General features: G+C 72.3%; 22 protein-coding genes. 8 read left to right on the plus strand and 14 right to left on the minus strand.

Features of this window, described 5'->3' with window-relative positions:
• Nucleotides 1-138: 138 nt before the first annotated feature.
• Entirely contained in the window at nucleotides 139-1,260 is a 1,122-nt protein-coding gene (locus K7472_RS28455; protein ID WP_222981453.1) for an alpha/beta hydrolase, read from the plus strand.
• An 85-nt stretch (nucleotides 1,261-1,345) separates the two neighbouring features.
• Here K7472_RS28455 and K7472_RS28460 read toward each other — a convergent pair whose 3' ends face one another.
• From K7472_RS28460 to dacB, 7 genes are all read right to left on the minus strand, one after another.
• Entirely contained in the window at nucleotides 1,346-2,167 is an 822-nt protein-coding gene (locus K7472_RS28460) for a hypothetical protein (RefSeq protein ID WP_308014128.1), read from the minus strand.
• A 233-nt stretch (nucleotides 2,168-2,400) separates the two neighbouring features.
• The gene (gene folE / locus K7472_RS28465; RefSeq protein WP_222981456.1) at nucleotides 2,401-3,006 is read right to left on the minus strand and encodes a GTP cyclohydrolase I FolE; all 606 of its coding nucleotides are present in this window, start codon (nucleotides 3,004-3,006) and stop codon (nucleotides 2,401-2,403) included.
• Between the two features lie 127 nt (nucleotides 3,007-3,133).
• Nucleotides 3,134-5,203: an ATP-dependent zinc metalloprotease FtsH gene (ftsH, locus tag K7472_RS28470; RefSeq protein WP_222981458.1), complete on the minus strand. Its 2,070-nt coding sequence runs from the start codon at nucleotides 5,201-5,203 to the stop codon at nucleotides 3,134-3,136.
• Nucleotides 5,204-5,450: 247 nt separating this feature from the next.
• Nucleotides 5,451-5,990: a hypoxanthine phosphoribosyltransferase gene (gene hpt / locus K7472_RS28475; RefSeq protein WP_222981503.1), complete on the minus strand. Its 540-nt coding sequence runs from the start codon at nucleotides 5,988-5,990 to the stop codon at nucleotides 5,451-5,453.
• Between the two features lie 60 nt (nucleotides 5,991-6,050).
• Nucleotides 6,051-7,301, minus strand: coding sequence for a tRNA lysidine(34) synthetase TilS (gene tilS / locus K7472_RS28480; protein ID WP_222981461.1), 1,251 nt, complete (start codon nucleotides 7,299-7,301; stop codon nucleotides 6,051-6,053).
• Nucleotides 7,302-7,472: 171 nt separating this feature from the next.
• The gene (locus tag K7472_RS28485; protein WP_222981463.1) at nucleotides 7,473-8,687 is read right to left on the minus strand and encodes an Rv3626c family coenzyme F420 biosynthesis-associated protein; all 1,215 of its coding nucleotides are present in this window, start codon (nucleotides 8,685-8,687) and stop codon (nucleotides 7,473-7,475) included.
• A gap of 89 nt (nucleotides 8,688-8,776) precedes the next feature.
• Entirely contained in the window at nucleotides 8,777-10,300 is a 1,524-nt protein-coding gene (gene dacB / locus K7472_RS28490) for a D-alanyl-D-alanine carboxypeptidase/D-alanyl-D-alanine endopeptidase (protein WP_308014129.1), read from the minus strand.
• Nucleotides 10,301-10,391: 91 nt separating this feature from the next.
• Here dacB and K7472_RS28495 point away from each other — a divergent pair, with 91 nt between their 5' ends.
• A complete protein-coding gene (locus K7472_RS28495; RefSeq protein ID WP_109448776.1) occupies nucleotides 10,392-10,883 on the plus strand; it encodes an inorganic diphosphatase in 492 nt (163 codons plus the stop codon).
• 106 nt (nucleotides 10,884-10,989) lie between these two features.
• Here the strand turns inward: K7472_RS28495 and K7472_RS28500 are convergent, their stop codons facing one another.
• On the minus strand, nucleotides 10,990-12,648 hold the full coding sequence (locus K7472_RS28500; protein WP_222981465.1) for a threonine/serine exporter family protein: 1,659 nt from the start codon (nucleotides 12,646-12,648) through the stop codon (nucleotides 10,990-10,992).
• A complete protein-coding gene (locus tag K7472_RS28505; RefSeq protein ID WP_222981467.1) occupies nucleotides 12,645-13,409 on the minus strand; it encodes a DedA family protein in 765 nt (254 codons plus the stop codon). The genes K7472_RS28500 and K7472_RS28505 overlap by 4 nt, the downstream gene beginning before the upstream one ends.
• 144 nt (nucleotides 13,410-13,553) lie before the next feature.
• On the opposite strand from K7472_RS28505, the gene K7472_RS28510 reads away from it, so the two are divergent.
• Nucleotides 13,554-13,922, plus strand: coding sequence for a YbjQ family protein (locus K7472_RS28510; RefSeq protein ID WP_222981469.1), 369 nt, complete (start codon nucleotides 13,554-13,556; stop codon nucleotides 13,920-13,922).
• Nucleotides 13,923-14,212: 290 nt separating this feature from the next.
• Here K7472_RS28510 and K7472_RS28515 read toward each other — a convergent pair whose 3' ends face one another.
• Both K7472_RS28515 and K7472_RS28520 read right to left on the minus strand, forming a co-directional pair.
• Nucleotides 14,213-14,977, minus strand: a complete 765-nt coding sequence (locus K7472_RS28515) for a MerR family transcriptional regulator (protein ID WP_222981472.1) — start codon at nucleotides 14,975-14,977, stop codon at nucleotides 14,213-14,215.
• A 195-nt stretch (nucleotides 14,978-15,172) separates the two neighbouring features.
• Complete coding sequence (locus K7472_RS28520; RefSeq protein WP_308014130.1) at nucleotides 15,173-16,870, minus strand: SpoIIE family protein phosphatase; 1,698 nt, start codon at nucleotides 16,868-16,870, stop codon at nucleotides 15,173-15,175.
• Nucleotides 16,871-17,221: 351 nt separating this feature from the next.
• Between K7472_RS28520 and asnB the strand changes: the two genes are divergently transcribed.
• The gene (gene asnB / locus K7472_RS28525) at nucleotides 17,222-19,072 is read left to right on the plus strand and encodes an asparagine synthase (glutamine-hydrolyzing) (RefSeq protein WP_222981475.1); all 1,851 of its coding nucleotides are present in this window, start codon (nucleotides 17,222-17,224) and stop codon (nucleotides 19,070-19,072) included.
• Between the two features lie 310 nt (nucleotides 19,073-19,382).
• Here the strand turns inward: asnB and K7472_RS28530 are convergent, their stop codons facing one another.
• Nucleotides 19,383-20,072, minus strand: coding sequence for a phosphatase PAP2 family protein (locus K7472_RS28530; protein WP_222981477.1), 690 nt, complete (start codon nucleotides 20,070-20,072; stop codon nucleotides 19,383-19,385).
• A gap of 169 nt (nucleotides 20,073-20,241) precedes the next feature.
• On the opposite strand from K7472_RS28530, the gene K7472_RS28535 reads away from it, so the two are divergent.
• Both K7472_RS28535 and K7472_RS28540 read left to right on the plus strand, forming a co-directional pair.
• Nucleotides 20,242-20,628 (plus strand): BlaI/MecI/CopY family transcriptional regulator, encoded by a 387-nt coding sequence (locus K7472_RS28535; RefSeq protein ID WP_222981479.1) that lies wholly within the window; start codon nucleotides 20,242-20,244, stop codon nucleotides 20,626-20,628.
• A 129-nt stretch (nucleotides 20,629-20,757) separates the two neighbouring features.
• Complete coding sequence (locus tag K7472_RS28540; RefSeq protein ID WP_222981481.1) at nucleotides 20,758-21,417, plus strand: DedA family protein; 660 nt, start codon at nucleotides 20,758-20,760, stop codon at nucleotides 21,415-21,417.
• 77 nt (nucleotides 21,418-21,494) lie between these two features.
• Here K7472_RS28540 and K7472_RS28545 read toward each other — a convergent pair whose 3' ends face one another.
• Nucleotides 21,495-21,773, minus strand: coding sequence for a hypothetical protein (locus tag K7472_RS28545; RefSeq protein ID WP_222981483.1), 279 nt, complete (start codon nucleotides 21,771-21,773; stop codon nucleotides 21,495-21,497).
• A gap of 231 nt (nucleotides 21,774-22,004) precedes the next feature.
• Between K7472_RS28545 and tatA the strand changes: the two genes are divergently transcribed.
• Nucleotides 22,005-22,304 carry a Sec-independent protein translocase subunit TatA gene (tatA, locus tag K7472_RS28550; RefSeq protein ID WP_222981485.1) on the plus strand — a complete coding sequence of 100 codons (300 nt, stop codon included), beginning with the start codon at nucleotides 22,005-22,007 and terminating at the stop codon, nucleotides 22,302-22,304.
• Nucleotides 22,305-22,380: 76 nt separating this feature from the next.
• On the opposite strand, the gene K7472_RS28555 is transcribed toward tatA, so the two are convergent.
• Nucleotides 22,381-23,952, minus strand: coding sequence for a DUF1254 domain-containing protein (locus tag K7472_RS28555; protein ID WP_308014131.1), 1,572 nt, complete (start codon nucleotides 23,950-23,952; stop codon nucleotides 22,381-22,383).
• 250 nt (nucleotides 23,953-24,202) lie between these two features.
• Between K7472_RS28555 and K7472_RS28560 the strand changes: the two genes are divergently transcribed.
• Nucleotides 24,203-26,749: a HAMP domain-containing protein gene (locus K7472_RS28560; protein ID WP_252396385.1), complete on the plus strand. Its 2,547-nt coding sequence runs from the start codon at nucleotides 24,203-24,205 to the stop codon at nucleotides 26,747-26,749.
• Nucleotides 26,750-26,803 lie beyond the last annotated feature (54 nt).

Raw genomic sequence — 26,803 nt, forward strand, 5'->3', positions numbered from 1 at the left:
CTCCCAGCCCCGATAAGCGGATCTTTCTGCCCTTGAACGCCCACGCGCTGCGTCAGGCGCCCTCTAGGACGTGAACGCGGCCCCCGGGGTTCCACTCCCGGAGCCGGAACGGCCGAACCACCGAACGGAAAGCGCCTCATGGGTCTCACCAGCAAGAAACTCCTGGTCCTGGTCGCCGTCATCGCGGTGGCCATGTTCTGCGCCACGATCTGGCTGTGGCCCCGGCTGTCGCGCAGCGGCGTGCGGCCCGTGGCCGGGCGGGTCGGGCTGCTGGTGGGCGGTCAGTTGTCGATCCTGGCGGCACTGGGCCTGGGGATCAACTCCTACTTCGGTTTCTACTCCTCCTTCGCCGACCTGCTCGGCACCGACCAGGCCCCCGGGCAGGTCGTGGACTACTCCTCCGGCGGCACCCCGGGCAAGCTGGGCCTCCAGATGCAGGGGCACGAGCCGGTCGGGGTGCCGGGGGGCGGCGTGCCCGCGCGGGCCGGGCGGATCGACAAGGTGGAGATCAAGGGGGCCAAGACCGGCATCGTCACCCCGGCCTACGTCTACCTGCCCCCGCAGTACTTCCAGCCGGGCTTCAGCAAGCAGGACTTCCCGGCCGCGGTCATACTGACCGGCTACCCGGGCACCGCCGAGTCGCTGATCACCCGGATGAAGTACCCGCAGACGGCGACCGAGCACATCCAGAAGGGGCAGATGCAGCCCACGATCCTGGTGATGCTGCGGCCCACCGTGGTGCCGCCGCGTGACACGGAGTGCATGGACGTCCCGCACGGCCCGCAGGTCGAGACCTTCTTCACCCAGGACCTGCGCCAGGCCATCTCGGCCAACTACCGGGTCGGCCACACCGCGCAGAACTGGGGCATCATGGGCGACTCCACCGGCGGGTACTGCGCGGTCAAGATGTCGATGCAGCACCCGGAGGCGTTCTCCGCGTCGGTCTCGCTGTCCGGCTACTACAGCACGCACGACGACCCGACGACCGGCGACCTGTTCGGCGGCAGCGCGCAGCTGAAGGACGAGAGCGACATGATGTGGTGGCTGAAGCACAAGCCGTCCCCCGACGTGTGGGCCCTGGTGACGACCAGCCGCAAGGGCGAGGGCAACTACAAGGCGACGCAGGCGTTCATCAAGGCGGTCAAGGAGCCGATGCAGGTCGCGTCGATCATCCTGCCCAGCGGCGGCCACAACTTCAGCACGTGGAACCGGGAGCTGCCGGCCGCCCTCGACCAGCTGAGCAAGCACCTGTCGCAGTGACCCCGGCCCCGACCGGGGCGGCGACCCGTTCGTGGCACGAAGCGGCCAGGAAGGCGATGTCTTCCTGGCCGCGGTGGTGTCCGCATCAAGCCGTCCCGACCAAGTGTCCGTTCACCAGGAACGACTCATGCGGGGCCAGAGTGAAGGCGTAGAGCGTGTAGGGCTTGCGGCCCTCGGCGACCACTGGGCGGACCTGCGTCACCCGGGTCCACTCGGACTCCACCAGATGCAGTGGGTGCGGTTCGGGGTGGAAGGACCCGCGTTCGGTCCAGCGGTCCGACACGCATAAGTGTGAGGAACGTTCGTTCGTGCGCGGAGTGAACCGGGCCCCGATGACCGTGGCCAGTTCCGCCAGGAACGGCACGTTGGCGCTGACGACGACCCGCCCCCGCCACTGCTTGGACCGGCACCCGTCACCATCGATGTACCCGTCCAGGAAGCCGGTGAGGGTGTCCTGGTCACGCAGGACCACGCGTGGAAAGCGCTGGCGCAGGTGGTGGGCGTCCCCGCCCACGTATTGACGCAGCAGATCAGCGAGGTAGGAGGACACCACGCGGACCCGGAAGCCTGGTACGTCCCGTCCGAGGTACCCCGATGGTCGCGATACCGGCTCCAGCGACGCCGGCAGTCCCGTCGAGGACGTCAGGCATTCGGCGAACCGCGCGGCGAAGCCTCGGTCGTTGACGACGAGCGACACATAGTTGCCGCGCACGGTACCGTCCGCGCACGTTGCTCCCACCAGATAGCCCAAGTCGTAACCGGGGACGGGGTCGAGGCGTGTCCGGCACAGCTTCCGTGCCTGGGTCCCCTCGACCAGCGTTCCCGTCGTCCTCCCTACGGGGACCCAGCCCTCGTTCGACGCCAGGCTGTGGCCCTCTCCCAGCTGGAAGGCGGCTCGCCCGGTCACGACCTCCACATGACGGCGTGATGCCCGCGAGTGGACGGACAGGACAGTGGTCTCGACTGTCCTACCGTCCACCAGGCTCCACAAGTGATCTCCCGGTTTGACGTCCCGCGCCCTCTTGCGGCCACCCACCACGTTGACGACCTGCCTGCCTGGCACTCCCGTCATCGGTTCGCCCCTTGCCTGAGACCGAGTACACCAGAAGGGACGTTACGAGGCAGCACTGACAGTTGGTGCTATCTGGCCATGATCAGGCTCATCGCCTCCGCGCGGGTTGCGGGGTGGCGCAGCTGACCGCGCACCGCCGAGGTGATGGTCTTGGCGCCGGGCTTGCGCACTCCGCGCATGGACATGCACATGTGCTCGCACTCCAGGACGACGATCACACCGCGCGGCTCCAGTATCCGCATCAGGGAGTCGGCTATCTGCGTGGTCAGCCTCTCCTGCACCTGAGGGCGCCGGGCGAAGACGTCTACGAGGCGAGCCAGCTTGGACAGGCCCGTGATCTTGCCGTCCTGGGACGGGATGTACCCGACGTGAGCCATTCCCACGAAGGGGACCAGGTGGTGCTCACAGCTCGACAGCACCTCGATGTCCTTCACCAGCACCATCTCGTCGTGACCGAGGTCGAAGGTGGTGGTCAGGACGTCCTCGGGGGACTGCCACAGGCCCGCGAAGATCTCCTTGTAGGCGCGGGCCACCCGGCCGGGGGTGTCGCGCAGGCCCTCGCGGTCGGGGTCCTCGCCCACCGCGATGAGCAGTTCCCGGACCGCGTTCTCGGCCCGCTTCTCGTCGAACTCGCCGGCAGGGCCGACGCCGTTCAGCGTCACCGGGTCGGTCATATGAGCCTCGTTCCTTGACAGCGTGCGCGCGCACGTGCGAAAAAGCCGCGTCCCCCAGGCTAGAACCCTGGGGGACGCGGCGTTCATTCCGGGGGCGGACCCGGGCCGGAGCCGGTCCGCCCGGGCGTCAGCTGTCGCCGTTGCCCGAGTCCTCCGGCAGCTCGACCGTGTCGGCCGGCTTCTTGACCGTGGAGACCGACGGCGGGGTGGCGCCGTTGGCGGTCGTCGCACCGTTGGTCAGGGCCAGCTCCCGCGGGGAGAGCACCGCCGGACGGGTCGAGGGGGTCCGCCGTGAGGAGCCGGTCCAGGCCGGACGCGGCGGGCGCTTGACGACCGGCTTGAAGACCTCGGCGATCTCCTCCTTGTTCAGCGTCTCCTTCTCCAGGAGGGCCAGAACGAGGTTGTCGAGGACGTCGCGGTTCTCGACCAGGATCTCCCACGCCTCGTTGTGCGCGGTCTCGATGAGCTTCTTGACCTCTTCGTCGACCAGACCCGCGACCTCTTCCGAGTAGTCGCGCTGGTGAGCCATCTCACGGCCGAGGAACGGCTCGGAGTTGTCCTGGCCGAACTTGATCGCGCCAAGCCGCTCGGTCATGCCGTACTGCGTGACCATCGCGCGGGCGGTCGCGGTCGCCTTCTCGATGTCGTTGGCCGCACCCGTGGTCGGGTCGTGGAAGACCAGTTCCTCGGCGGCGCGCCCGCCCAGCATGTACGCGAGCTGGTCGAGCATCTCGTTGCGCGTCGTGGAGTACTTGTCCTCGTCGGGCAGGACCATGGTGTAGCCCAGGGCCCGGCCGCGCGACAGGATGGTGATCTTGTGCACCGGGTCGCTGTTCGGAGAGGCCGCCGCGACCAGGGCGTGACCGCCCTCGTGGTACGCGGTGATCTTCTTCTCCTTCTCCGACATGATCCGGGTGCGCTTCTGCGGACCCGCGACCACGCGGTCGATCGCCTCGTCCAGGAAGCCGTTGTCGATCAGCTTCTCGCTGCTGCGGGCGGTCAGCAGGGCGGCCTCGTTGAGCACGTTGGCCAGGTCGGCGCCGGTGAAGCCGGGGGTGCGGCGGGCGACGGCCTGCAGGTCGACGTCCGGGGCGACCGGCTTGCCCTTCTGGTGGACCTTGAGGATCTCCAGGCGGCCCTGGAGGTCGGGACGGTCCACGGCGATCTGGCGGTCGAAACGGCCCGGGCGCAGCAGCGCCGGGTCGAGGATGTCCGGCCGGTTGGTCGCGGCGATCAGGATGACGCCGCCCTTGACGTCGAAGCCGTCCATCTCGACGAGCAGCTGGTTGAGCGTCTGCTCGCGCTCGTCGTGGCCGCCGCCGAGGCCCGCGCCGCGGTGCCGGCCGACGGCGTCGATCTCGTCGACGAAGACGATGGCCGGGGCGTTCGCCTTGGCCTGCTCGAACAGGTCGCGGACCCGGGAGGCGCCGACGCCAACGAACATCTCGACGAAGTCGGAACCGGAGATCGAGTAGAACGGCACGCCCGCCTCACCCGCGACGGCGCGGGCCAGCAGCGTCTTGCCGGTGCCGGGCGGGCCGTAGAGCAGCACGCCCTTGGGGATCTTGGCGCCGACGGCCTGGAACTTGGCGGGCTCCTGGAGGAACTCCTTGATCTCCTGGAGCTCCTCGACCGCCTCGTCCGCTCCGGCGACGTCGGTGAACGTGGTCTTCGGGGTGTCCTTGGTGATCAGCTTGGCCTTGGACTTCCCGAAGTTCATGACCCGGGAGCCGCCACCCTGCATCTGGTTCATCAGGAACAGGAAGACCACGACGATCAGCACGAACGGCAGCAGCGACAGCAGGATGCCGACGAACGGGTTCTGCTTCGACGGCGACACGGTGTAGCCGTCGGACAGCTGGGTGCCGCCGCGCTGGTGGTCGCTGATCTGCGTCTGGAGCTTGTTGATGACCTCGGTCGCCTGCTGCGAGGTCGCGTAACTGGCCTGGATCTTGCTGCCCAGGTCCTTGCCGTCGACCTTCGCGCCCGACTTCAGCTGGACCTGGATGGTCTGCGAATCGCCGGTGGTGATCTTGGCCGACTGGGCCTGGCCCGAGTCGATCGCGGCGACGACCTGGCCGGTGTCCACTGTCTTGTAGCCGCCCGAGGAACCGACGACCTGCATCAAGACGACCACGGCGAGGACGGCCAGCACGATCCACATGACCGGCCCACGGAAGTAGCGTTTGACGTCCATCCATGCGGGGCGGCGACGCCCCGTCCCTCCTGCCACAGTGAGAGCACCACGGCCACTTTTCGGCCGCCGTGCGCTAGCTAGGTGTATGACCCGACCTTCGGACGGTACCTCAGCATTGTCACTCCAAGCTGCCGAGGACCGTTAACAAACCCCTCTTCCCTTGCTCCAACGGCGAGAAACCGCGTTCGGTTCCATCAGGGGCATCCGAATGGCGGCCCGCCGTTCGACCCGCGGTGTCAGCCGCCGGTCAGCCGCCGTAGACGTGCGGAGCGAGGGTGCCGACGAAGGGGAGGTTGCGGTACTTCTCCGCGTAGTCCAGCCCGTAGCCGACGACGAATTCGTTGGGGATGTCATAGCCGACGTACTTCACGTCGATGGCGACCTTGGCCGCCTCCGGCTTGCGCAGCAGGGTGCAGACCTGGAGCGAGGCAGGGCCGCGGGAGCTGAGGTTGGACAGCAGCCAGGACAGGGTCAGACCGGAGTCGATGATGTCCTCGACGATCAGGACGTCACGGCCCGCGATGTCGGTGTCCAGGTCCTTGAGGATGCGGACCACGCCGGAGGACTTGGTGCCCGCCCCGTACGAGGAGACCGCCATCCAGTCCATGGTCACCGGGGTGGACAGCGCCCGGGCCAGGTCCGCCATGACCATGACGGCGCCCTTGAGGACGCCGACGATCAGCAGGTCCTTGCCCTGGTAGTCCCGGTCGATCTCAGCCGCCAGCTCGGCGAGCTTGGCGTCGATCTCTTCCTTGCTGAGGAGCACCTTCTCCAGGTCGGTGCCCATGTCCTTCTCGTTCACCCGCGCTACTTCCTGCAAGGCCTGCCGGCTCGGAACGTCGATCAGTCATTCGGCTGCGGTTGCGCGCCGGAAGACCAGTCTGCCATCCGACCGGCGGGCCTCGACGCCCCCGGGCAGGTTGATGGGGCCCTGACCACGCCAGTCGGTGACCAGGCGGTCGGTTTCCTCCACGTGCCGTGCGAACAGCGATCCCGCGGGGCTGCCCGCGCCCACCGCGGCCGACCGCAGCACCCGGCGGCGCACCGCGGCGGGCAGCGGGGTCAGCCGGTCGACGGCGAGCGCGCCGTCCGGGTCACCGTCGACCGCCGCGTCCCGCCCGGCGGAGGCGGCCCACTGGTCGAGGGCGTCGGCGTCGTCGCGGAAGAGCTGGGCGGTGCGGGCCAGCGAGGCGACCACCCCGCGGCCGAGCGACTTCTCCAGCACCGGCAGCGCCTCGTGCCGCACCCGGGCCCGGGTGTAGGCGGGGTCGGCGTTGTGCGGGTCCTCCCATACGTCGATGCCCTGCACCAGGCAGGCCTTGCGGGTGGTGTCGCGGTCCAGCAGCAGGAAGGGGCGCCGGTAGCGGCCGCCGGGTCCCGAGACGGCGGCCATGCCGGACAGCGAGCGGGTGCCGGAGCCGCGGGCGAGGCCGAGGAGAACGGTTTCCGCCTGGTCGTCCCGGGTGTGGCCGAGCAGGACGGCGGTGGCGCCGAGGTCGCGGGCGGTGCGCTCCAGGGCGGCGTAACGGGCGTCGCGGGCGGCGGCCTCGGGGCCTCCCTGGCGGCCCACGGTGACGCCGACCGCCTCGACCGGGTCGAGGCCCAGGTCGCGCAGGCGGGCGGCGACGTCGAGCGCGCGGGCGCCGGAGCCGGCCTGCAGGCCGTGGTCGACGGTGACGGCACCGGCCCGCACGCCCAGCTTGCGGGCCTCGAAGGCCAGGGCGGAGGCGAGCGCCATGGAGTCGGCGCCTCCGCTGCACGCGGCGAGGACGAGGGGGGCGGGCCGCGGGTCGCGCAGGAGGGCGTCGGGGGCGGCGGAGCGGTCGAGGGCGGCGGCCTGCCGGACGGCGGCCGCGGCGCCGGCGCCCGCACCGGCGCGCAGGGCGCTCTCGCGGCGCCCGCCGGGGAGTCCCGCGCCCCGGACCGGCTGGACGGGGCCGCCGCAGGGGACGGTGTCGGGCAGGGAGGTGCGGGGCCGGCCGGCCGGGGTGGCGGAGGCGTCGGCGGCCAGGTCTTCGGTGAGCGCGTCGTGCAGTACGTCGTGCAGTACGCGGCGGACCGCCAGGCGTATCGCGGCGACCGCGGGGTGGGGACCCATGTCCAAATCCCTCCTGGAGACCCAGTTCCTCCACGGGGACGAGCGGGAGGCGATAGGGTGCGATGACGGAGCGTAGCTAGATGGTGACAGATGTCAGCCTGTACCCGAGCATCGCACGCCTACCCATCGGCCATGGTCCCTCGGACGGGTGAAAGCTGGGGCGCTCCGGGCTCACGCGTCCCCGTGGCGGTGCACCCTCGCGATCCAGTCCGCCGGTTTGGCGATCTCCGCCTTGGTCGGAAGGGTGTTGGGCGAGGTCCACACGCGGTTGAAGCCGTCCATGCCGACCTCGTCGACGACCGAGCGCACGAAGCGCTCGCCGTCGCGGTACTGGCGCAGCTTGGCGTCGAGGCCGAGCAGCTTGCGCAGCGCCTGGTCGAGGCGGCCGGCGCCGGAGGCCCGGCGCTTGGAGAACTTCTCCCGGATCTCGGCGACCGACGGCACGACCGCCGGGCCGACCCCGTCCATCACGTAGTCGGCGTGGCCCTCCAGCAGCGACATGACGGCGGTCAGCCGGGCGAGGATCTCGCGCTGGGCGGGGGTCTGCACGATCTCCAGCATGCTCAGGTTCCCGCGGCCCTCGCCGCCCGCCGCGGCTTCGGTGCCCTCGCCGTCCTGCTCGGCCCGGGAGCCGCCGCCGACCACCGACTGAGCGGCCTGCCGCACGCGTTCGAGCAGGGTGGCCGGGTCGACGTCGGTCTGGGCGAGGAACTCCTGGATCTCCGCCTCGATGTGGTCGCGCAGCCACGGCACGGCGGTGAACTGGGTGCGGTGGGTCTCCTCGTGCAGGCACACCCACAGCCTGAAGTCGTGCGGGTCGACGTCGAGTTCGCGCTCGACGTGCACGATGTTCGGCGCGACGAGCAGCAGGCGTCCGGTGCGGCGCTCGCCGGGCGCGGGGGCGGCGGGCCCGGCGGGCAGGTCGCGGGTGGCCGGGGCGAACGTCTCGTACTGGCCGAGCACCCGGGAGGACATGAACGACAGCAGGGCGCCCACCTCGACGCCGGTGACCTTGCCGCCGACGGTGCTCAGCACGGCGCCGCCGGGCACGGCCGAGCGGCGGGCGGCCATCTTCTCCAGCAGCGGCTTGAGGATCTCGCGGAACCCGGCGACGTTGGCCTTGATCCAGCCCGCCCGGTCCACCACCAGCACGGGCGTCCCGTTGTCCGCCGGGCCGTCCTCGGCCGAACCGCCGGGGCCGTACATCCTCGTGAAGGCGCGGACGTGTTCCTCGGAGGACTTGGCGTGCGCGCGCAGTTCGGTCACCACCGCGCGGGCCTCCTCCCGGCTGACGTCGGGGCCGGGCCGCGCGAGCCGGGTGGCGGTCGCCACCGCGAGGTTCCAGTCGACCATCCCAGGAGTTGCGGACCCACCGATGCTCGTCATGGCTTCACCGTACGTGGAGTGGCGCGGGTTTGGACGGCCCGGCGCCGGTTTCAGGGTTTTCCCCGGGGTGCGTCCGCGCGGGCGCCGCTTCAGCGGCAGCCGCAGCCGGTGACCGCGGAGGCGAGCCGGTCCAGCGCGCCCTGGGCGGCGTCCGGGTCGGTGGTGCCGGAGGTCATGAAGGCGAAGACCAGCAGCCGTCCGTCGCCGTCCACCACGGTTCCGGCGAGGGTGTTGACGCCGGTGAGGGTGCCGGTCTTGGCGCGCACCAGCCCGGCCGCGGAGGAGGGCGGGCCGCCGGCCGCGGCGGTGTCGTCCTCGCCGGACTGGAAGCGGTCGGCCAGCGTGCCGGTGAACCCGGCGACCGGCAGGCCGCTCAGGACGGACCGCAGTTCGGGGTGGGCCGGGCTCGCGGCGTCGAGCAGCAGGTGGGCGAGGAGGTCGGGGGTGAGCCGGTCGGCGCGGTCCAGGCCGCTGCCGTCGTTGAACGCGGTGCCGGTCAGCGGCGCGTGCAGCCGGGTCAGCTGCTCGCGGACCGCCTGCGCTCCCCCGGTGAAGCTGACGGGGGTTTCGGTGCCGAGGGCGGCCTGGCGGGCGAGTGCCTCGGCGATGTCGTTGTCGCTGTCGGTCAGCATGCGTTCGACCAGCGCGGACAGCGGCATCGACAGCACCTGCGCGAGCGGCGCGTGCGTCCCGGCGGGCGCGGTGCCCGGCTTCACCTGGCCGCGGACGGTGATCCCGTCGCGTCCCAGCAGCGTCGCGAAGGTCTGCGCGGCGCAGGCGGCGGGGTCGGCCTGCCGGGGGGCGTCCTCGGTGGAGGCGGGGTCGGTCCTGCCCTCGTCGGCCATCAGCGCGGTGACCGGGGCGATGTTGTCGTTGACGCCGATGGGGTGCAGGACCGGGCCGGTGTAGAGCGAGGTGTCGTAGGTGAGCGTGACCTCGGTGGTGCGGCGGGCCCGCAGTGCCTTCGCGGTGTCGGCGGCGAGGGTGACGAGGGAGGCCGGGGTGGCGTCGGGGTCGGCGCCGGGCGGGGTGGGGCTCGCGGTCAGCGTGGGGTCGCCGCCGCCGACCAGCACGATGGTGCCCGGTCCCGCGCCGGGCAGGACCCGGGTGGCGATGCGGTGGCCGGGGCCGAGGGCCTCCAGCGCGGCGGTGGCGGTGGCGATCTTGGTGGTGGAGGCGGGGGCGGACGCGGTGTCCTGGTCGTGCCCGTACAACAGCTGTCCGGTGCCCGCGTCGAGGACGGCGCCGGTGCGTGTACGGCCGAGGGCGGGGTCGTCGAAGAGCGGGCCTATCGCGTCGGCCAGGCCCTGGGTGGTGGGCGCGGGGACGTCGGGTCCCGAGGCGGCGGACGTGGCGGCGTCGGAAGCGGAGGACGCGGTACCGGCGTCGAGTCCGGTGAGCACCGGCGGGGCGGCGGCGGAGGGCAGGGCGAGTCCCGGCGGCGGGCCGGGGCGGCGTATGCCGTCGCGGCGGTCGGCGGCGCGACGTTCGGCGGTGCGCTGTCCGGACTGCCAGGGGCCCGCGGCGGCGACCGACGCGAGCGCCATCGCCAGGCCCGCCCCCGCGGCCGTCACCACGAGCCTGCGGACCGCTCTGGCCTCGGTCTTCTCCACCCCGACCAGCCCCTTTCGCCAGCACACACCTGCGTGAGGGACACTTAATCACCCGAAGTATGTGCTGATCATCGCTGTCGATGGAGGAGTCTTGGAGTTCGACGTCACGATCGAGATCCCGAAGGGTTCGCGCAACAAGTACGAGGTGGACCACGAGACCGGTCGTATCCGCCTGGACCGCAGGCTCTTCACGTCCACCAGCTACCCGGCCGACTACGGCTTCGTGGAGAACACGCTGGGCGAGGACGGCGACCCGCTGGACGCGCTGGTCCTGCTGGACGAGCCGACGTTCCCGGGCTGCCTGATCAAGTGCCGCGCCATCGGCATGTTCCGGATGACCGACGAGGCGGGCGGCGACGACAAGCTGCTGTGCGTCCCGGCCTCCGACCCGCGCATGGAGCACCTGCGGGACATCCACCACGTCAGCGAGTTCGACCGCCTGGAGATCCAGCACTTCTTCGAGGTCTACAAGGACCTGGAGCCGGGCAAGTCGGTCGAGGGTGCCGACTGGGTGGGCCGCGCCGAGGCCGAGGCCGAGGTGGAGGCGTCCATAAAGCGTCTGGAGGCGGCGGGCGGCCACTGAGCCGTGCGCCCCGGTGGCGTGACGCCCCGAGGTGACGACGAGGACCCCGGACCGTGCGGTCCGGGGTCCTCGCGTTCCCGGCGGCGCTTCACCGCGTTCGTACGGGTCAGAAGCCGCGGGTGCGCTTGGCCGCGCGGCGGGCCTGGCCGCCGATCGGGACCTTGACCATCATCCGCAGCAGCTCGCCGCCGAGGTTGACGCCGATGGCGATGGCCAGCGCCAGGGCGACCGCCTTGGCCAGTGAGGCGACGCCGAGGTCTTGGCGGCCCTGGGTGAAGGCGAGCAGCCCGAAGTAGGTCGCGCTGCCCGGCAGCAACGGGCCGATGGCGGCGGTGACGTAGGGCAGGGCCGAGGCGTGCTCGTAGCGGGCGAGCAGCTGGCCGAAGACGCCGACCATCCCGGCGGCGACCGCGGTGGCCGCGATCGGGGAGAGCCTGGCCTGATGGCTGAGGGTGCCGTAGACGACCCAGGCGATGCCGCCGTTGAGGGTGACGACCGGCAGCACGGCGCGTTCGCACTGGAGCATCACGGCGAACGCCAGCGTCAGCACCATCGCGGCGACCAGCTGCACGATGGGGTTGTCGTAGGTGCGCAGCGCTTCTTCCGGGTTGAGTCTGACGTGCAGTTTCACGCCCACGTACAGCACGATCGTGACGCCGAAGACGATGCCGACGATCAGGTACATCACTTCCAGCAGGCGGGCGGAGGCGGTGATGTAGAAGCCGGTCAGGCCGTCCTGGACGCCGGCGACCAGCGCGCGGCCCGGGATCAGCGCGTACAGCCCACCGGTGATCACGGCGGAGGCCTGGAGGTGGCCGCCGCCGGGCAGGTTGGTGCCGCCGAGGTTGAGCAGGACGCCCATCAGCGCGGCGGGCATCGCGGCGGACACGAACTGGTAGAACTCCGGCAGCCCGCGGCCCGCGCACAGCCAGGCCAGCCGGTCGCCGAGCATCGCGCCGATCGCGGCGGCGGCGAAGACCGTCGGCCCGCCGCCGACCAGCTGGCTCGCGGCGCCCGCCAGGATGCCCGCGGCGGCGGTCAGCAGCCAGCCCGGGTACGGGTGCCGGTTGCGGCGGATCTCGGCGAGGGTGCGGTAGGCCTCCTCCAGGGTCACCTCGTGCGCGCTGATGTCGTCGATGAGCCGGACGACGGCCGCCAGACGCGTGTAGTCGGTGCCGCGGCGGCGGACCGTGCGGCTGACCGTCACGGGGTCGTCGACCAGCGACGGCTGGTGGGTGACCGACAGCAGGGTGAAGGTCACCGTCGGCTCGACGCGGTCGAGCCCGTAGGCGTGGCCGACGGCGAACATCGCCGCCTCGACGTCCTCGGCGCCCTCGCCCCCGGCCAGCAGCAGTTCGCCGATACGCAGCGTCAGGTCGAGCACGCGGGGCACGGCCGGGCCCTCCGCCTCGGCCTTGGCGAGGGCCTCCGGAGCGGGCCGCTCGGCGACCGGCATCTTCAGCATCGCCCGCATCCGGTCCTGCCAGGGCGCGTCACTGGCCAGCCGGACCATGGGGATGCCCTCGGGCGGGGTGAAGGCGGCGAAGGCGTGCGAACCGGTCGTGCTGCCCGAGGGCGTCCCGGGGCCGGTGCCGGACGCCGGGGGCGGGGTCGTGCCCGACGGCGGGGAGAAGGCCGAGCCCTCCGGTTCCGGCGCGGGCGGCAGCGGGACGCCGAGCGGCGGGGTGAACGCGGAGTGCGCCTCGTCCGAATCCGGCTTGCCGTCCTCGTTGCCGGGGTTCCCGGGGCTCGCGGGCGTCGTCATCGCTTGACGGCGCGGTGACGCCCGCGCTGCGGTGCGGCGGTCCCCCGGCGCGGCCCGGGCACGTCGGCGCGCGAGGCACCGGGAGCCGTGGCGTCAGGCGTGACGGGGGCGGTCGTGGGTGCGGAGGCCGTAGCGGCGGGGGCGTGGCGGCGGGCCCTGAGGTACTCGATGCCGATCGGCACCACCGACACCAGGACGATGACCACGAAGATGCCCTCGATGTGGTCGCGCACGAAGGCGACCTGCCCCAGGAAGTAGCCGAGCACGGTGACGCCCGCGCCCCAGGCGGTGCCGCCGATCAGGTTGAAGACGAAGAACGTGCGGTAGTTCATCCGGCTGACGCCCGCGACGATCGGGGTGAACGTACGCACGATCGGCACGAAGCGGGCCAGCAGGATCGACTTGGGGCCGTGGTGCTCGAAGAAGGCGTGCGCCTTCTCCACGTTCTCCTGCTTGAACAGCCGCGAGTCGGGTCTGCTGAACAGGGTCGGCCCGACCTTGCGGCCGAACAGGTACCCGGCCTGGTCGCCCAGGACCGCGGCGACCGCGATGAGCGCGCACAGCAGCCACAGCGGGGTGTGCAGGTACTTGTCGCCCGCGACCAGCATGCCCGCGGTGAACAGCAGCGAGTCGCCCGGCAGGAAGAAGCCGATCAGCAGCCCCGACTCGGCGAAGACCACGACCATGATCCCGATCGGCCCGAAGGTCTGGATGAGCTGGTCGGGGCTGAGCCACGCCGGGCCCAGGGCGAGGGTCGTCACGGTGGCGGGCTCCTGGTCGTGGGCTGCGGTCGGTAGTCGGTGGAGGGACTCTCCTGACAAGTATGAACGGACGTGATCGCCGCGCCGTTCCGGTGGGCCGTCCTCGGGATGCGTCACCCCTGCCCCAGCGGGCACGCTCTACCCATGAGCATCGATGACTACGGCGGCGGGCAGGGCCCGCAGTCCGACATTCTGGTCGTGACGACGAACGACGTGCCCGGCTACCGGGTGGAGAAGGTGATCGGCGAGGTCTTCGGCCTCACCGTCCGCTCCCGGCACCTGGGCAGCCAGATCGGCGCGGGGCTGAAGTCCATGATCGGCGGCGAGCTGCGGGGCCTGACCAAGACGCTGGTGGAGACCCGCAACCAGGCGATGGAACGGCTCATCGAGCAGGCGCGAGCGCGTGGCGGCAACGCGGTCCTGATGATGCGGTTCGACGTCACGGAGGCGGCCGACGTCGGCACGGAGGTCTGCGCCTACGGCACGGCGGTCGTGGTGACCCGGGAGACGTGAGTCGCCCTGCCGGGGCGCGGAGAGCCACTCGCCGTGGGGCCCACGGTCGTCTCCGGACCACCGGCCGGTGGGGGCTGGTCGCGCAGTTCCCCGCGCCCCTGACGGACTGACGCGGTCGTCAGCCCGCGCCCCGCTAGGGGCGCGGGGAACTGCGCGGCCAGCCACAGCGAACCTGCGCATAGCCACCGTCCGGGGGCCTACGGTCGTCCCCGGGCCCACCGACCCGTCGTGGCTGAGCGCGCAGTTCCCCGCGCCCCTTTTTCCGGCTCACGCGGACACAGAATCCAGACTCAGACGGTCCTTCCTGCCGCGTTCGCCAGGATCGCCTTTCGGATGTAGGCCGCCAGGCCAGGCCTCAGCGCCTCGTCGTACGCCGCCGTGAAGCGCGGGTCCGCCACGTACATCTCCGCCAGCGAGCAGTGCATCGCGTACGAGCAGTCGTAGAAGTTGGCGCGCAGGTGCTGCCGGTGGTGTTCGGCCACGGCCGTCGCGGCCTCGCCGTCCGGCTCCGCTCCCGCGTCCAGCAACGCGACGAACTCCGCGTTGATCGCGTCCGCCTCGTTCTTGACGCGCAGCCAGTCCTCCTTGGTGAACGACGCGGTCCTGCGCCGCGACTCCTTCCACGCGTCCGTCTCGCCCCAGCGCTCGGCCGCCTCCCGCTCGTGCGCGTCGGGGTCGTGGTCGCCGAAGACCTCGAACTTCTCCTCAGGCGTCAGGTTGATGCCCATTTTCCTTGCCTCCATCGCTCGTTCGACCGCTTCGGCCATCCGTCGCAACGCCTCGATCCGCCCGGTGAGCACCTCGTGCCGTCGGCGCAGGTGGTCCATCGGGTCGATGTCGGGGTCGTCGAGCAGGGCCGCGATCTCGTCGAGGGGGAAGCCGAGTTCGCGGTAGAACAGCACGCGCTGCAACCGGTCGAGGTCCGTGTCGTCGTAGCGCCGGTGGCCTCCGGCGGCACGGCCGCTGGGACACAGCAGTCCGATCGCGTCGTAGTGGTGCAGGGTGCGCACCGTGACGCCGGCGAATCCGGCGACCTGTCCCACCGAGTAACCCATGGCTCCCCCGGGTCGTTTCGTTTCGCTTCTCGTTGCCGCTCTGGCGGCGTGAACCACGGTGCGGCCTCACGTCGCGTGAGGTGCAACTCTTTGTCTAGGTCCGAGGGTGGCCACTCGCCGTAGGGCCTACGGTCGTCCCCCGGCCACCGGCCCGTCGTGGCCGAGCGCGCAGTTCCCCGCGCCCCTTTTTCCAGCTCACGTGGTCACAGAACCCCTCCGTGATCGGACGCGGGCCGCCAGGACCGCCACGTCGTCGGGGGCCTCCGTGGTGACCAGGCGGTCGATGACCGTGTCGAGGAGCGCGTCCAGGGGGCCGTCGACGTCGAGGCGGAGGCGGCCGAGGCGGGCCAGGGAGGCGTCGATGTCCTCCCCGCGCCGCTCGACGAGCCCGTCGGTGTAGAGCAGCAGCACGCTGCCGGGCCGCCAGGCCGAGGTGACCAGTTCGTAGCCGCCGACCCCGGTGCCCAGCGGCGGTCCCGGCGGCACCGTCAGCAGCCGGGTGTCGCCGTCGGAGCCGAGGACGGCGGGCGGCAGGTGACCGGCGCTGGAGTAGGAGATCCTGCCGCGGGCGGGGTCGGCCAGCGCGAGCAGGCAGGTCGCGGGCCGTCCCTCCCCGGATCCGGCGATCATGGTGTCGAGCTGCCGCAGCACCCGGTGCGGCGGCAGGTCCGCGGCACCGACGACGCGCAGCATGGAGCGGTAGTTGCTCATGTCCACCGCCGCCTCCACCCCGTGCCCCATGACGTCGCCCATCGCCAGCAGGGTGCGCCCGAACGGCAGCCGGATGGTGTCGTACCAGTCGCCGCCGACCAGCGCGCTGCGTCCGGCCGGCAGGTAGCGGGAGGCGACCTCGACGCCCGGGTGCGGGTGGGTGGGCTCGGACAGCAGGGCCCGCTGGAGTTCCAGGGCGATGCCGTGCTCGCGGGTGTAGCGGCGGGCGTTGTCGAGGCTGATGGCGGCCCGTCCGGCGAGGTCCTGGGCGATGATCAGGTCCTCGTTGCCGAACGCGGGCGAGTCGCCGACCCGGACCATGGTGACGGTGCCGACCGTCTCGCCGCGCGCGGTCAGCGGGACGACGAGGGCGGAGTGCATGCCCATCGCCCGGTACGCGGCGACCCGGTCGCTGTCCGGGGCCGCCACGGCGAGCTGGGCGTCGGTGGGCAGGTTGAGGATCCGCGCCTGCCCGGTCTCCAGGCTGCGGCGGATCTGCGAGGTCCGCTGGTACTGGACGTCGCTGCCGGGCCTGCCGAGCCGCTCGGCCGCCTCGCGCAGCGTCGGCAGGGCGGCCAGCGCGGCCCTGCGCAGCCGCAGCATGCCCCCGGGATGCTCCACGACCGTGGTGGCGTCCGGCGGCAGGATCTCCACCGAGGCGGCGTCGGCGAGGTCGGGCACCAGGAAATCGGCCAGTTCGGCGCAGGTGGTGTCGATGTCGAGGGTGGTGCCGATCCGGGTCACGGCGGTGTCCAGCAGGGCGAGGCGTGCCCGGGAGCGTTCCAGGTCGTGCTGTTCCTGGCGGGAGGCGCTGACCTCCAGCACGATGCCGACGATGCCGACGACCGCGCCGTCCTCCTCCAGCCGGTGGTAGGCGCCGTGCCAGTAGCGGCGGTCCAGGCCGGAGGCGGCGCGGGTGTGGCCGCTGGAGGTGGTCTCGCGGGGCCGCCCGTCGGCGAGCACCTCGCGCAGCACGTCCTCGCGGGCGTCCAGCGCGGGCAGGATCTCGCCGATGGTCCGTCCGAGGTGGGCTTCGGCGGGCACGCCGTTCATGCGGGCCAGGGCGGGGTTGACGTACAGGTAGCGCAGCTCGGTGTCGAGCACGCCGATCCCGGCGGTGGTGCCCTCCAGCAGCCGGCGCAGCAACGGGCCGTTCAGCGGGAGCGAGGAATCGGTCCCCACCGGCGGGCCTCCTGGCAGCGGTTCTGCGGTCCCGGCGCATGCGGGGTCCGAGGGTATCGGGTCGCCCTCCATCGTGGTGGGTGGGCGGTCGCCGCGCATCCGGTGGCAGGGGTGGCCGGAAGGGCCCGAGTGGCCGGGATGGGCCAGTGGGCGGACGGCGCGCGGCCGGGACGAGTGGCCGGATCCCTACGTTGCCCAAGGCAACAGATGGCCCCTACAACGAGTCCGGCGTACCGTCATCCCCGGCTCGTTCCGTCCGTGTGACGAACACGTGACGGAACGTATCCGAACGGGGGCACCCGCACGTCCCGGCCTGCCGGGGCGAACCCGACCGGAGGAGGCGCTACCGCCATGTGCGGCATCACCGGATGGATCTCCTACGACACGGACCTCACCCAGCACCGCGCGACGCTGGACGCGATGATGCAGACGATGGCCTGCCGGGGCCCGGACGCGTCCGGTGTCTGGCTGGACACCCACGCGGCCCTCGGGCACCGCAGGCTCGCGGTGATCGACATCGAGGGCGGCAAGCAGCCGATGGCCGTCGAGCACGACGGCCGCACCCTGCTGGTCACCACCTACAGCGGCGAGATCTACAACTACCGCGAACTACGTGACGAACTGATCTCCCGCGGCCACGCCTTCCGTACCAGCAGCGACACCGAGGTGGCCCTGCACGCCTACCTGGAGTGGGGCGAGGACTTCACCGAACGCCTCAACGGCATGTACGCCTTCGCGCTGTGGGACCCGCGCGAGGAGCAACTGCTGCTGGTGCGCGACCGGATGGGCATCAAGCCGCTCTTCTACCACCCGACGCCCGACGGCGTGCTGTTCGGTTCCGAGCCCAAGGCGATCCTCGCCCACCCCTCGGTGCGCCCGGTCGTCGACGCGGAAGGCCTCGCCGAGCTGGTCGCCTTCGTCAAGACGCCCGAGCACGCCGTCTACAAGGGCATGAAGGAGGTCCGGCCCGGCCACCTCGTGCGGGTCAGGCGCGAGGGCCTGACGGTGCGCCGCTACTGGGCGCTGGAGGCCGCCGACCACACCGACGACCTCGACACCACGATCGCCACCGTACGCGGGCTGCTCGACGACATCGTGGCCCGTCAGCTGATCGCCGACGTGCCCCTGTGCACCCTGCTCTCCGGCGGCCTGGACTCCTCCGTCATCACCGCGCTGGCCGGGCGCGGGCTGGACGCGGCGGGCACCGGGCCGGTGCGCTCCTTCTCGGTGGACTTCGTCGGCCAGACCGAGAACTTCAAGGCCGACGCCCTGCGCTCCACGCCCGACGGGCCGTACGCCCACGCGCTCGCCGAGCACGTGGGCTCCGACCACCGGGACATCGTGCTGGACACCGCGACGCTGATGGACCGGCGCCACCGGGACGCCGTACTGACCGCGCGGGACCTGCCGGTCGGCCTCGGCGAGGGCGACACGTCGCTGTACCTGCTGTTCAAGGAGATCCGGGCGCAGTCGACGGTGGCGCTCTCGGGTGAGTCGGCGGACGAGGTCTTCGGCGGCTACCGGTGGTTCCACGACCGGGAGGCGGTCGAGGCCGACACCTTCCCCTGGCTGACCTCGATGGGCATCGACAGCTTCGCCGGTACGGGGGCCGGCACCCGCGAGAGCCTGCTGGACGCCGGACTGCTGGCCAAGATCGATCTGCCCGGCTACCGCGACGCCCGCTACCGCGAGGCGCTGGCGGAGGTGCCGTACCGGGACGGCGACACCGGTCTCGAGCGGCGGATGCGGGAGGTCTGCTACCTGCACCTGACGCGCTTCGTGCAGGTGCTGCTCGATCGCAAGGACCGCACCAGCATGGCGGTCGGGCTGGAGGTCCGCGTGCCGTTCTGCGATCACCGGCTGGTCCAGTACGTCTTCAACACCCCCTGGGCCATGAAGACGTTCGACGGCCGCGAGAAGTCGCTGCTGCGGGCGGCGGCGCGGGACGTCCTGCCGGAGTCGGTCGCCCAGCGGGTCAAGAGCCCGTATCCCAGCACGCAGGACCCCCGTTACACGGAGGCGCTCCGCGGCGAGCTGGACGGCCTGCTGGCGGACCGGGACGCGCCGGTCCGGCCCCTGCTCAACGCGACCGCCGCGCGCGCGGCGGTCGCGACGGAGGGCGAGGGCGCCCGCTCCGCGACGGAGGTCGTCCTGGCGCTGGACGGTTGGTTGAGGCAGTACGGGGTGACGCTGGAGCTGTGAGGTCCCCGTCAGGGGCGCGGGGAGACGGCCACCCACCGGCCCACGGTCGTCCACCGACCACCGGCCGGTGACGGCCACAGACGCCCCGTCAGGGGCGCGGGGAACTGCGCGACCAGCCACGACGGAGCAGCAGACGGCCACCCGCCGTGGGAACTACGGTCGTCCCCCGACCACCGGCCGGTGGGGGCCGAGCGCGCAGTTCCCCGCGCCCCTTTTCCAGCTCACGCGGTCAGAAAGGCACCGCTCCCCGCGCCCCTTATGAAGCTCGCGCGGTCGGACAGGCGCCGGTTCCCGCGCCCCTTCGGGGCGCTTACGCGTTCACTCGGGCCCTGCGGCGGCCCTGGGGGCCGGTCAGGACGGGCTTGAGGCGGCCCAGGCGGGCCCGTTCCACCGCTGCCTCGCCGAAGCGGCCGCCGGCCAGCGTGAGCGGGATCGCGAGTGCGACGCCGACCACGACACCGGCCGCCACGTCGTGCGGGTAGTGCGCCCCGACCCACATCCGGGACGCGCCCATGGCGATCGCGGTCAGCACGGCCACGTACCCCAGCCTGCGGTCGATGATGACGAACGCGGTCGCCGCGGAGAAGGCGACGACGGTGTGGTTGCTGGGGAACGCCCAGTCGGTGGGCGCCTGGCACGCCTCCAGGTGGTACAGGTGCGGAAGCTGCCGGCACGGCCGTACCTCCTGCACCACCGACTTGATCAGGTCGTTGACGACATAGACCAGCACCACCGTCACCGGCGTCACCAGCACCCGCGCCATCGTCAGCGGCGTGTGCTGCCGCGCCGACCACCACGCGATCCCCAGGTAGACCGCGAAGATCACGATCCCGTACGCCGACCAGTACTTGACGAGGTCGTCGAACCACGGCGGAGCGCTGTGCGCCCAGCCGGTGATGGTCGTCAGCAGGCCACCGTCGATCGTGGCCCCGTCGAAGGCGAGGTCACGGACCCCGGGAGCGCTGTGGACCACATCGGCGGCGACGGACGGTGCGAGCACGGGCTGACTTCCTCCGGTAATCGACGGCGACGGGCGCTGGGTCCGGCGTACGGAACGGGCGGACACGCGCGGCGTGCGGCCGTGCCGAAGGTTACGCGTGCGTGTCGTTCCGTCTACAGACTCGTAGACTGTCAGCCAACTGTAGACGACGCCGGAGGGGGCGCTTCCCGTGACGGACACCGGACGCCGCCCGGCCGGTGAGCTGGAGTCCGCCGTCCTCGCGGCGCTGTGGGCCGCGCACACCCCGCTGACCCCGCCGCAGGTGCAGCGCAGGCTGGACGGGGCGCTGGCCCGCACGACGGTCGCGACGATCCTGGCCAGGCTGCACGAAAAGGGCACCGTCGCCAGGAGCCGCGCCGGGCGGGCCTACGCGTACACCCCGGTGGTGGAGGACGAGGCCGCGCTCGCGGCCCGCCGGATGCACTCGGAGCTGGCCAAGGGCGGGGACCGCGACGGCGTGCTGGCGCACTTCGTCTCCGGCCTCACCCGCGACGACGAGCGGCTGCTGCGCGACCTGCTGGGCCGCCTCGGCCATGGGACGATCGAAGGGCCTTGAGGCGGGGACCGGCCGAGGCCGTGGTACGACGGGCGGGACGACCCGTACGTCTACACTCCCGTAGACATCCCGGGCCCGCGCCCGGCCGAGGCCAGGCCGTCGTCACCCATCCGCCGTAGAGGGACGCACATGTACGCCATGACCCACGGGTCGCAGCTCGCCGTCAACCTGCTGGACCCCACCTCACTGCTGTCGTCCTTCGGCACCTTCGGCATCTTCGTGGTGCTCTTCGCCGAGACGGGGCTGCTGGTGGGCTGCTTCCTGCCCGGCGACTCGCTGCTGTTCACCGCGGGTCTGTTCACCACCACCAGCGCGACCGCGGTGATCCACCTGTCGCTGGCGTGGGTGCTGGTGGCGGCGGGCTGCGGGGCGCTGCTGGGCGCCCAGACCGGCTACGTCATCGGGCGCCGCGGCGGCCCGGCGCTGCTGGCGAAGTACAAGAACCCGAAGCTGCACCAGGCGGTCGAGCGCTCCGCGGAGATGCTGGAGCGATACGGGTACGGCAAGGCGGTCGTGCTGGCCCGGTTCATCCCGCTGGTGCGCACGGTGCTCAACCCGATGGCCGGGGTGCTCGGCGTGCCGGTGCGGACCTTCACCGGCTGGCAGGTGCTCGGCGGGCTGCTGTGGAGCCTGGGCGTGACCGTGGCCGGACACGTGCTGGGGTCGACCATCCCCAACATCGACCACTACCTGCTGCCGATCGTGGCGCTGGTCGTCGTGGTCTCGCTGATCCCCGTGGCGCTGGAGATCCGCCGCGCCCGCCGCGCCCCGGCCAACGGCTCGTCGTGACGGTCTGAGGCCGCGGGGCCATGGGGCCATGGGGCCCGCGAGCCCCGGGCCCCCGAGCCCCCTCAGGCCGCGGGCGGTCAGGCTCCCGTGCCGCCGCCCGTGCCGCTCCCCCAGGTCTGCGGGCCGCCGTGCAGGAACGCGTCGCCGTGGGCGCTGATGTGGCTCTCCAGGGCGGTCAGGGCGCTGGCCACCGCCTCGTGGCCGCCGGAGCCGCGCTGCTCGGCGTAGTAGGCGGCGCCCAGCTTGCGCAGGAGGTCCTGGCCGGTCCTGGCGTTCTGGACCTCCTCCACCTTCTCCTTGCCCACGTCCAGGCCCCGCTGAGCGGCTTCCTTCGCCCGGTCCAGAAAACCAGCCATGCCGTGCCTCCGAAACGTCGGTTGTGTGAGGGGAACGCCCCGCCCTGGGGGAAGGGTTCCCCGGGTGTGACGGCGTTCACCCGGACGGGTGCCCACTTCTGGTGGCCGGGCGACGTTTTCCGGGGGTTTTCCCTCCAGCGCTTCCGGATCGAGCCCCGAACGGGTGATACTCCGAGGCAGAGCCATCAAACGGAAGAGCAAGATCACCTCTGGTGAGAGCGAGGCTGCGCAATGTTCAGGAACGGGCTCGAACCGTGGCACGTCATCCTGGTCGTAGTGGTGTTCGTGTTGCTCTTCGGCTACAAGAAGCTGCCCGACGCCGCCCGCGGTCTCGGCAAGTCGCTGCGCATCCTGAAGTCCGAGACGAAGGCGCTGCGCGAGGAGGGCAAGGAGCCCGCCCAGCCGTCCGCCGACGACCGCACCGCGCGGGAGGGCACCGCGGAGCGCCGTGACGCCCTGGAGCACCCCGGCGCCGCCCCCGGCCGCACCACCGAGCCCGGCCCGGTCAAGAACGAGCAGCCGATGCCCTGACGCGTCCCGCCCGACCTCTGACGCGTGACGCCCCCGCCCGCCGCTTACTGCTCACACGGCGTATGACGGATGCCGCTCACGTCACCGGCACGATGGGCGGCGGGCGCCAGGTGTCGTCCAGCACCTCGTCGCACGGCTCGTACAGGCGCAGCACCGGGCGGAACGGCCCCGCGGGCGTGGGCAGCCAGTTCGCCCGCTCGGCGGGGTCGTCCGGTGCGTCGTGCCGCAGCGAGATCGTGAGCGACCCGTCGTCCCCGTAGCGCAGTCCCGGCGTGCGGTCGCCGATCGCGTACCGCCCGATCGGGTTGGACACCAGCAGGTACTCCTCCGCGTCGTACATCGTCACCGACCAGAACGCCTTGACCGGCGGCGGGCTGTCGAACCGCAGCACGTAGGCGCGCTCGCCGGTGAGCCGGGCGCCGGTGGCGTCGGTGAAGGTGTGGGCGTGGGCGGCCTCGTAGGCGTGGTTGCCCCACAGCGCGGTGCGGGCGGCGACCGCGCGGGTGAGGTGGGCGGCGGCCCGGTCGGGGATGCGCCACAGCGGCGAGTCGATCGTGCCGGGGCCGAAGTGGTCCAGGTTGTAGTCGGACAGGTGGAGGGTCATCTCCCAGCCGCGTACGGCGGCCCGTGCCGCGTCCACCACGGCCGCGACCCCGGCGGCCACGCCCTCCGGATCGCCCGTCACCGCCGCGGTCTCCGTCCCGACGGCGCCCGCGCCGCCCGCTCCCGGTCCGTCGCCCGGCACCGTGAACGCCGCCCGGGCGCCCGGGTCCGGGTAGTCGTCGGCGTCCTCGTAGTCCAGTTCGTCGTAGGCCGGGTCGCCGTGGCCCTGCACGCCGTGGCCGGGGCCGCTGGCCGCCTCGATGCGCTCCTTGCCGGCCGCGGCGCCCTTCTCCAGCGCGCGCAGCAGTTCCGGTTCGGGATCGCGGTACGGGGACGGGCCGGTGGTGGTCAGCAGCCCGAGCGGCAGGAACGCCTCCTGGTACGCCACCTCGGGCGCGGCGGGCGGGAACGCGGCCATCCAGACCCGCAGTCGCTCGAAGAAGCGCAAGGGCCCGGAGACCTCGGGGTCGGGGAGCGGCAGGCCGGAGGGGGCGGTGCCGTCCGGCTCCAGCGGACGCAGCGTCAGCCGTTCCTGGAGTCCGGCGACCCGGCTGACGTCCTCGGAGTGCCCGGGGTCGTCGGGACCGGCGCAGGCGAAGCGGCCGACGATGGTGGCGACGGCGGTCGGCGAGGAGATGACCGGCACGCCGCTGAAGGTGTGTCCGCTCCAGCCGGGCGGCTCGATCAGCCAGGTGGCGGCGGCGGTCCCGGTGGCGCGGCGGCCGACGTAGGCGAAGGTGTTGCTCCAGGCGTCGACGAACTGCAGGACGTGGTACCGCCCGCCGGTGTCGGGGACGCGCAGCAGCAGCGGCCCGGCGGACAGGTCGAGCTGGGCGACGGAGTGGAGAGTGTCGTTGCTCACGGAGACGAACTTCGCGCCAGGATCGGCGAACCGGGTGGAGTGGGCGAAGGTGTTGAACGGAGCGGGTGGCAGCGGGCCCATGCCGGCGGTGGTGGAACGCTCGACCACCGACAGGTCGTAGACCAGCGGAAAGCCGTAGATGTAGGCGTCGGCGGCCAGGGCGGCGAGGTCGGTGCCGGGCACGGCGGTCTCCCTCTCGTCGGGCCCTTTCGACCGGGTTTGTCGGCAGGCCCGTTTCGGATGCTTCCGTACGCCTTTGGATGCTAACGGGACTGACGCGTAATCGCCTTTCGAGACCCCCTAAGACGTTTGTGACCGAGGGTAAGTTCACTCACGCAAGCTACCTTTACTGTCCGCTTGTTCTATGGCCAACACTCATCGGGATAATTATGTGATCATTATGTGATCGACTCGGACGTATCGTGTGTAGCCGTTGACCGCATCTGCCGCGTCGTCACCTGAGCGAGAGGATCCCGTCCTGCAACCGGCTGACCGCGCGGCCCGCCGCCACCGCACCCGCCGCCGCGCCGACATGCCTCTGCTGGGCGGCGTCCGGCCGCCCATCGCGGCCCTGTTGGCGCTCCTGCTGGCCGTCGCCGCCATCACCGCCCTGACCCTCGGACTCGGCCACGGCCAGGCCGTCCAGCAGGCGTCCCGGGACGCCGAGGCGCAGGTCGCCGCCGACGCCGCGGACTCGGTGCGCTCGGCCGTCGACGCGCAGGCCCAGCAGGTACGGGACGCGGCCGACGCCTACGCCGTGACCTCCCGCACCACTCCGGCCGCCGCCCTGAAGTCCCTGGTGACCGTCGGCAAGTCGGAGCCCGGCGCCGCGCTGCTCGACCCGCGCGACGGCACCCGGCTGGCGTCCACCGGTGAGGCGGTGCCGCTGACCGGCGTCGACGTGGTGGCGCAGGACGAGCAGAGCGCCGGCGGCCCGATCGCGCCCCGCCTGGTCTCCGGCGGCGCCACGCCCCGCCTGCTGTACTTCGCGCGCGTCACGCTGCCCGCCGGCGCGCTCAACGACCCGGGCAACCAGGACCAGGGCCAGGACACCACCGGGCAGAGCGCGGCGAAGAACCCGCACCACTGGCTGCTGGTCGTCTCCGGCCCGGTCAGCGCTCCCCCGGTGCACGGCGACGGGCGCACCGTGCGGCTGGTCGACCGCGACGGCCAGGTGCTGATGGGCACCGCCGCCGCGCAGACCACCACCGCCCCCGCGGGCTTCGCGACCGACACCTCCGCCACCGACCTGCCCGACGCCGACCGCGCGCTGCCGGAGGCCGCCGCCAACGCGGCCAACGCCGCCCCGCACGCCTCCGAGGCGTTCGGCAGCATGCTGGGCGCCACCCAGGGCTCCTCCCGCACGGTCGCGGGCTGGGCCTCGGTCGCGCCGGCCGGCGGCAAGGGCGACACCGCGCAGCTGGGCCTGACCGTGCTGACCGCCCGCCCGGTGCCGCTCACCCCGGCCGGGGCCGACCACACCGGCTCGGGACTGATCGCCGCCGGCACGCTGGTGTTGATCGCGCTGCTGGTCACCGGGGTGCTGACGGTCACCATGCAGCGGCCGCTGCTGCGGCTGCACCTGTCCGCCGCACGGCTCGGCCGGGGCGTCAGCGACGACCCGGAGGCCACCGGCGACGAACTGCTGCGGCCGGTGCCGGTGCCCGCGTTCGGCGAACCGGCCCGGATCGGCGGCGCGCTGGAGTCGCTGCGCCGCCAGCTGCTGGGCGAGGCCGAGCCGCGACCGCCCGCCGCCCGCCGCGGCCCCGCCACCCGCGCGGTCGTCGTGCTGTGCGTGGTGCTGGTCGCCGCCTGGTCGCTGCCGCTGCTGTTCCTCGTCAACCGCGCCGACCCGCGCACCGCGATCCCGGCCGACGTGATCGCCGACCAGCAGGCCCGCACCGAGGCCGCGGCCGACCGGGTGCGCGACTCGCTGGACCAGCGCTACACGGACCTGGCCTCGGTGGCCCGGCAGTTGTCGGGCCGGGACGGCGACGCGGACGCGACCGTCCTGCGGCACGCGCTCTCCCAGCACAGCCAGTACCGCTCGCTGTACGTCATCGACAGCGCGGGCGCGATCGTCCAGCGGGTCGGCCAGACGCCGCTGCGCACCATCGTGCACACCCCGACCGGCAGCGGCATCACCACGGTGAACACCTCGGGCCGTATCCCGTCCATCGCCGCCTACGCGCAGATCCCGGCGGCGAAGAACGCGCCCGGCGGCGACCGCGCCCCGGTCGTGCTCTTCGGCGAGATCGACGTGCACGCGCTCGACGGCACCCTGTCGCGGCCCGCCCTGGGCAGCGTCTGGCTCACCGACCAGCGCTACAAGGTGCTCGCCGCCAACGTGGGCTTCACCGCCTTCCAGGCGCTGCCCGACTCCCGCCTCGACCGGCTCGCCGCCGGCACCCAGGCGGCGGTCGGCACCGCGGGCTCGGCGACCTCCGCCGTGCTCGACAAGGGCCCGGCGCCCACCGGTGACTCCGCGGTGGCCGCCGCCGCGCCGCTGGCCACCACGGGCCCGGCGGCGGGCCTGAGCTGGCGGGTGGTCTCCTCGAAGCCGGCCGCCTCGCTGAAGCTGACCGCGTTCCAGGTGCAGTGGAACACCATGCTGGCCGGGCTGCTCGGCCTCAGCGTGGGCGTCGCCTGCCTGGCCTGGCTGCACATCGTGGTGGTCCGCCCGCTGCGGGCACTGGCCGGGCTCGCCGAACGGCTGGCGGGCGGCGACCGGCGCACCGTGCTCTACCCCGTCAACCACGACGAGGCGGGCTCGGTCACCCGCGGCCTGGAACTCGTCCGCCAGGCCCTGGTCGCCCGCGACCGCCGCTCCGCCCGGGACGCCGTCCCCACCGGTTCGCCGGCCCCTTCGGCCCCTTCGTCCCCTTCGGCCCCTTCCTCGTCGTCGGCTCCGTCCTCGTCCTCGACGGCGGACCACTCCACCCACCCGACCGGCCCGCGCCCCGGCGCGCCACGAGCGTAGAAGAAGCGATTCGACGTGTTGTTCCTCTATGTCGTGCTCCTGCTGAGTTGTGCC

This window comes from Streptantibioticus parmotrematis, from assembly GCF_019890615.1.
Lineage (GTDB): Bacteria > Actinomycetota > Actinomycetes > Streptomycetales > Streptomycetaceae > Streptantibioticus_D > Streptantibioticus_D parmotrematis.

Bases quoted from the DNA above. Each gene is read 5' to 3' on its own strand.
- K7472_RS28485 (WP_222981463.1), bottom strand. From the start codon at position 8,687: ATGACGAGCATCGGTGGGTCCGCAACTCCTGGGATGGTCGACTGGAAC.
- tilS (WP_222981461.1), bottom strand. From the start codon at position 7,301: ATGGGTCCCCACCCCGCGGTCGCCGCGATACGCCTGGCGGTCCGCCGC.
- asnB (WP_222981475.1), top strand. From the start codon at position 17,222: ATGTGCGGCATCACCGGATGGATCTCCTACGACACGGACCTCACCCAG.
- K7472_RS28455 (WP_222981453.1), top strand. From the start codon at position 139: ATGGGTCTCACCAGCAAGAAACTCCTGGTCCTGGTCGCCGTCATCGCG.
- ftsH (WP_222981458.1), bottom strand. From the start codon at position 5,203: ATGGACGTCAAACGCTACTTCCGTGGGCCGGTCATGTGGATCGTGCTG.
- K7472_RS28545 (WP_222981483.1), bottom strand. From the start codon at position 21,773: ATGGCTGGTTTTCTGGACCGGGCGAAGGAAGCCGCTCAGCGGGGCCTG.
- K7472_RS28540 (WP_222981481.1), top strand. From the start codon at position 20,758: ATGTACGCCATGACCCACGGGTCGCAGCTCGCCGTCAACCTGCTGGAC.
- hpt (WP_222981503.1), bottom strand. From the start codon at position 5,990: ATGGGCACCGACCTGGAGAAGGTGCTCCTCAGCAAGGAAGAGATCGAC.
- K7472_RS28510 (WP_222981469.1), top strand. From the start codon at position 13,554: ATGAGCATCGATGACTACGGCGGCGGGCAGGGCCCGCAGTCCGACATT.
- folE (WP_222981456.1), bottom strand. From the start codon at position 3,006: ATGACCGACCCGGTGACGCTGAACGGCGTCGGCCCTGCCGGCGAGTTC.
- tatA (WP_222981485.1), top strand. From the start codon at position 22,005: ATGTTCAGGAACGGGCTCGAACCGTGGCACGTCATCCTGGTCGTAGTG.
- K7472_RS28515 (WP_222981472.1), bottom strand. From the start codon at position 14,977: ATGGGTTACTCGGTGGGACAGGTCGCCGGATTCGCCGGCGTCACGGTG.
- K7472_RS28500 (WP_222981465.1), bottom strand. From the start codon at position 12,648: ATGACGACGCCCGCGAGCCCCGGGAACCCCGGCAACGAGGACGGCAAG.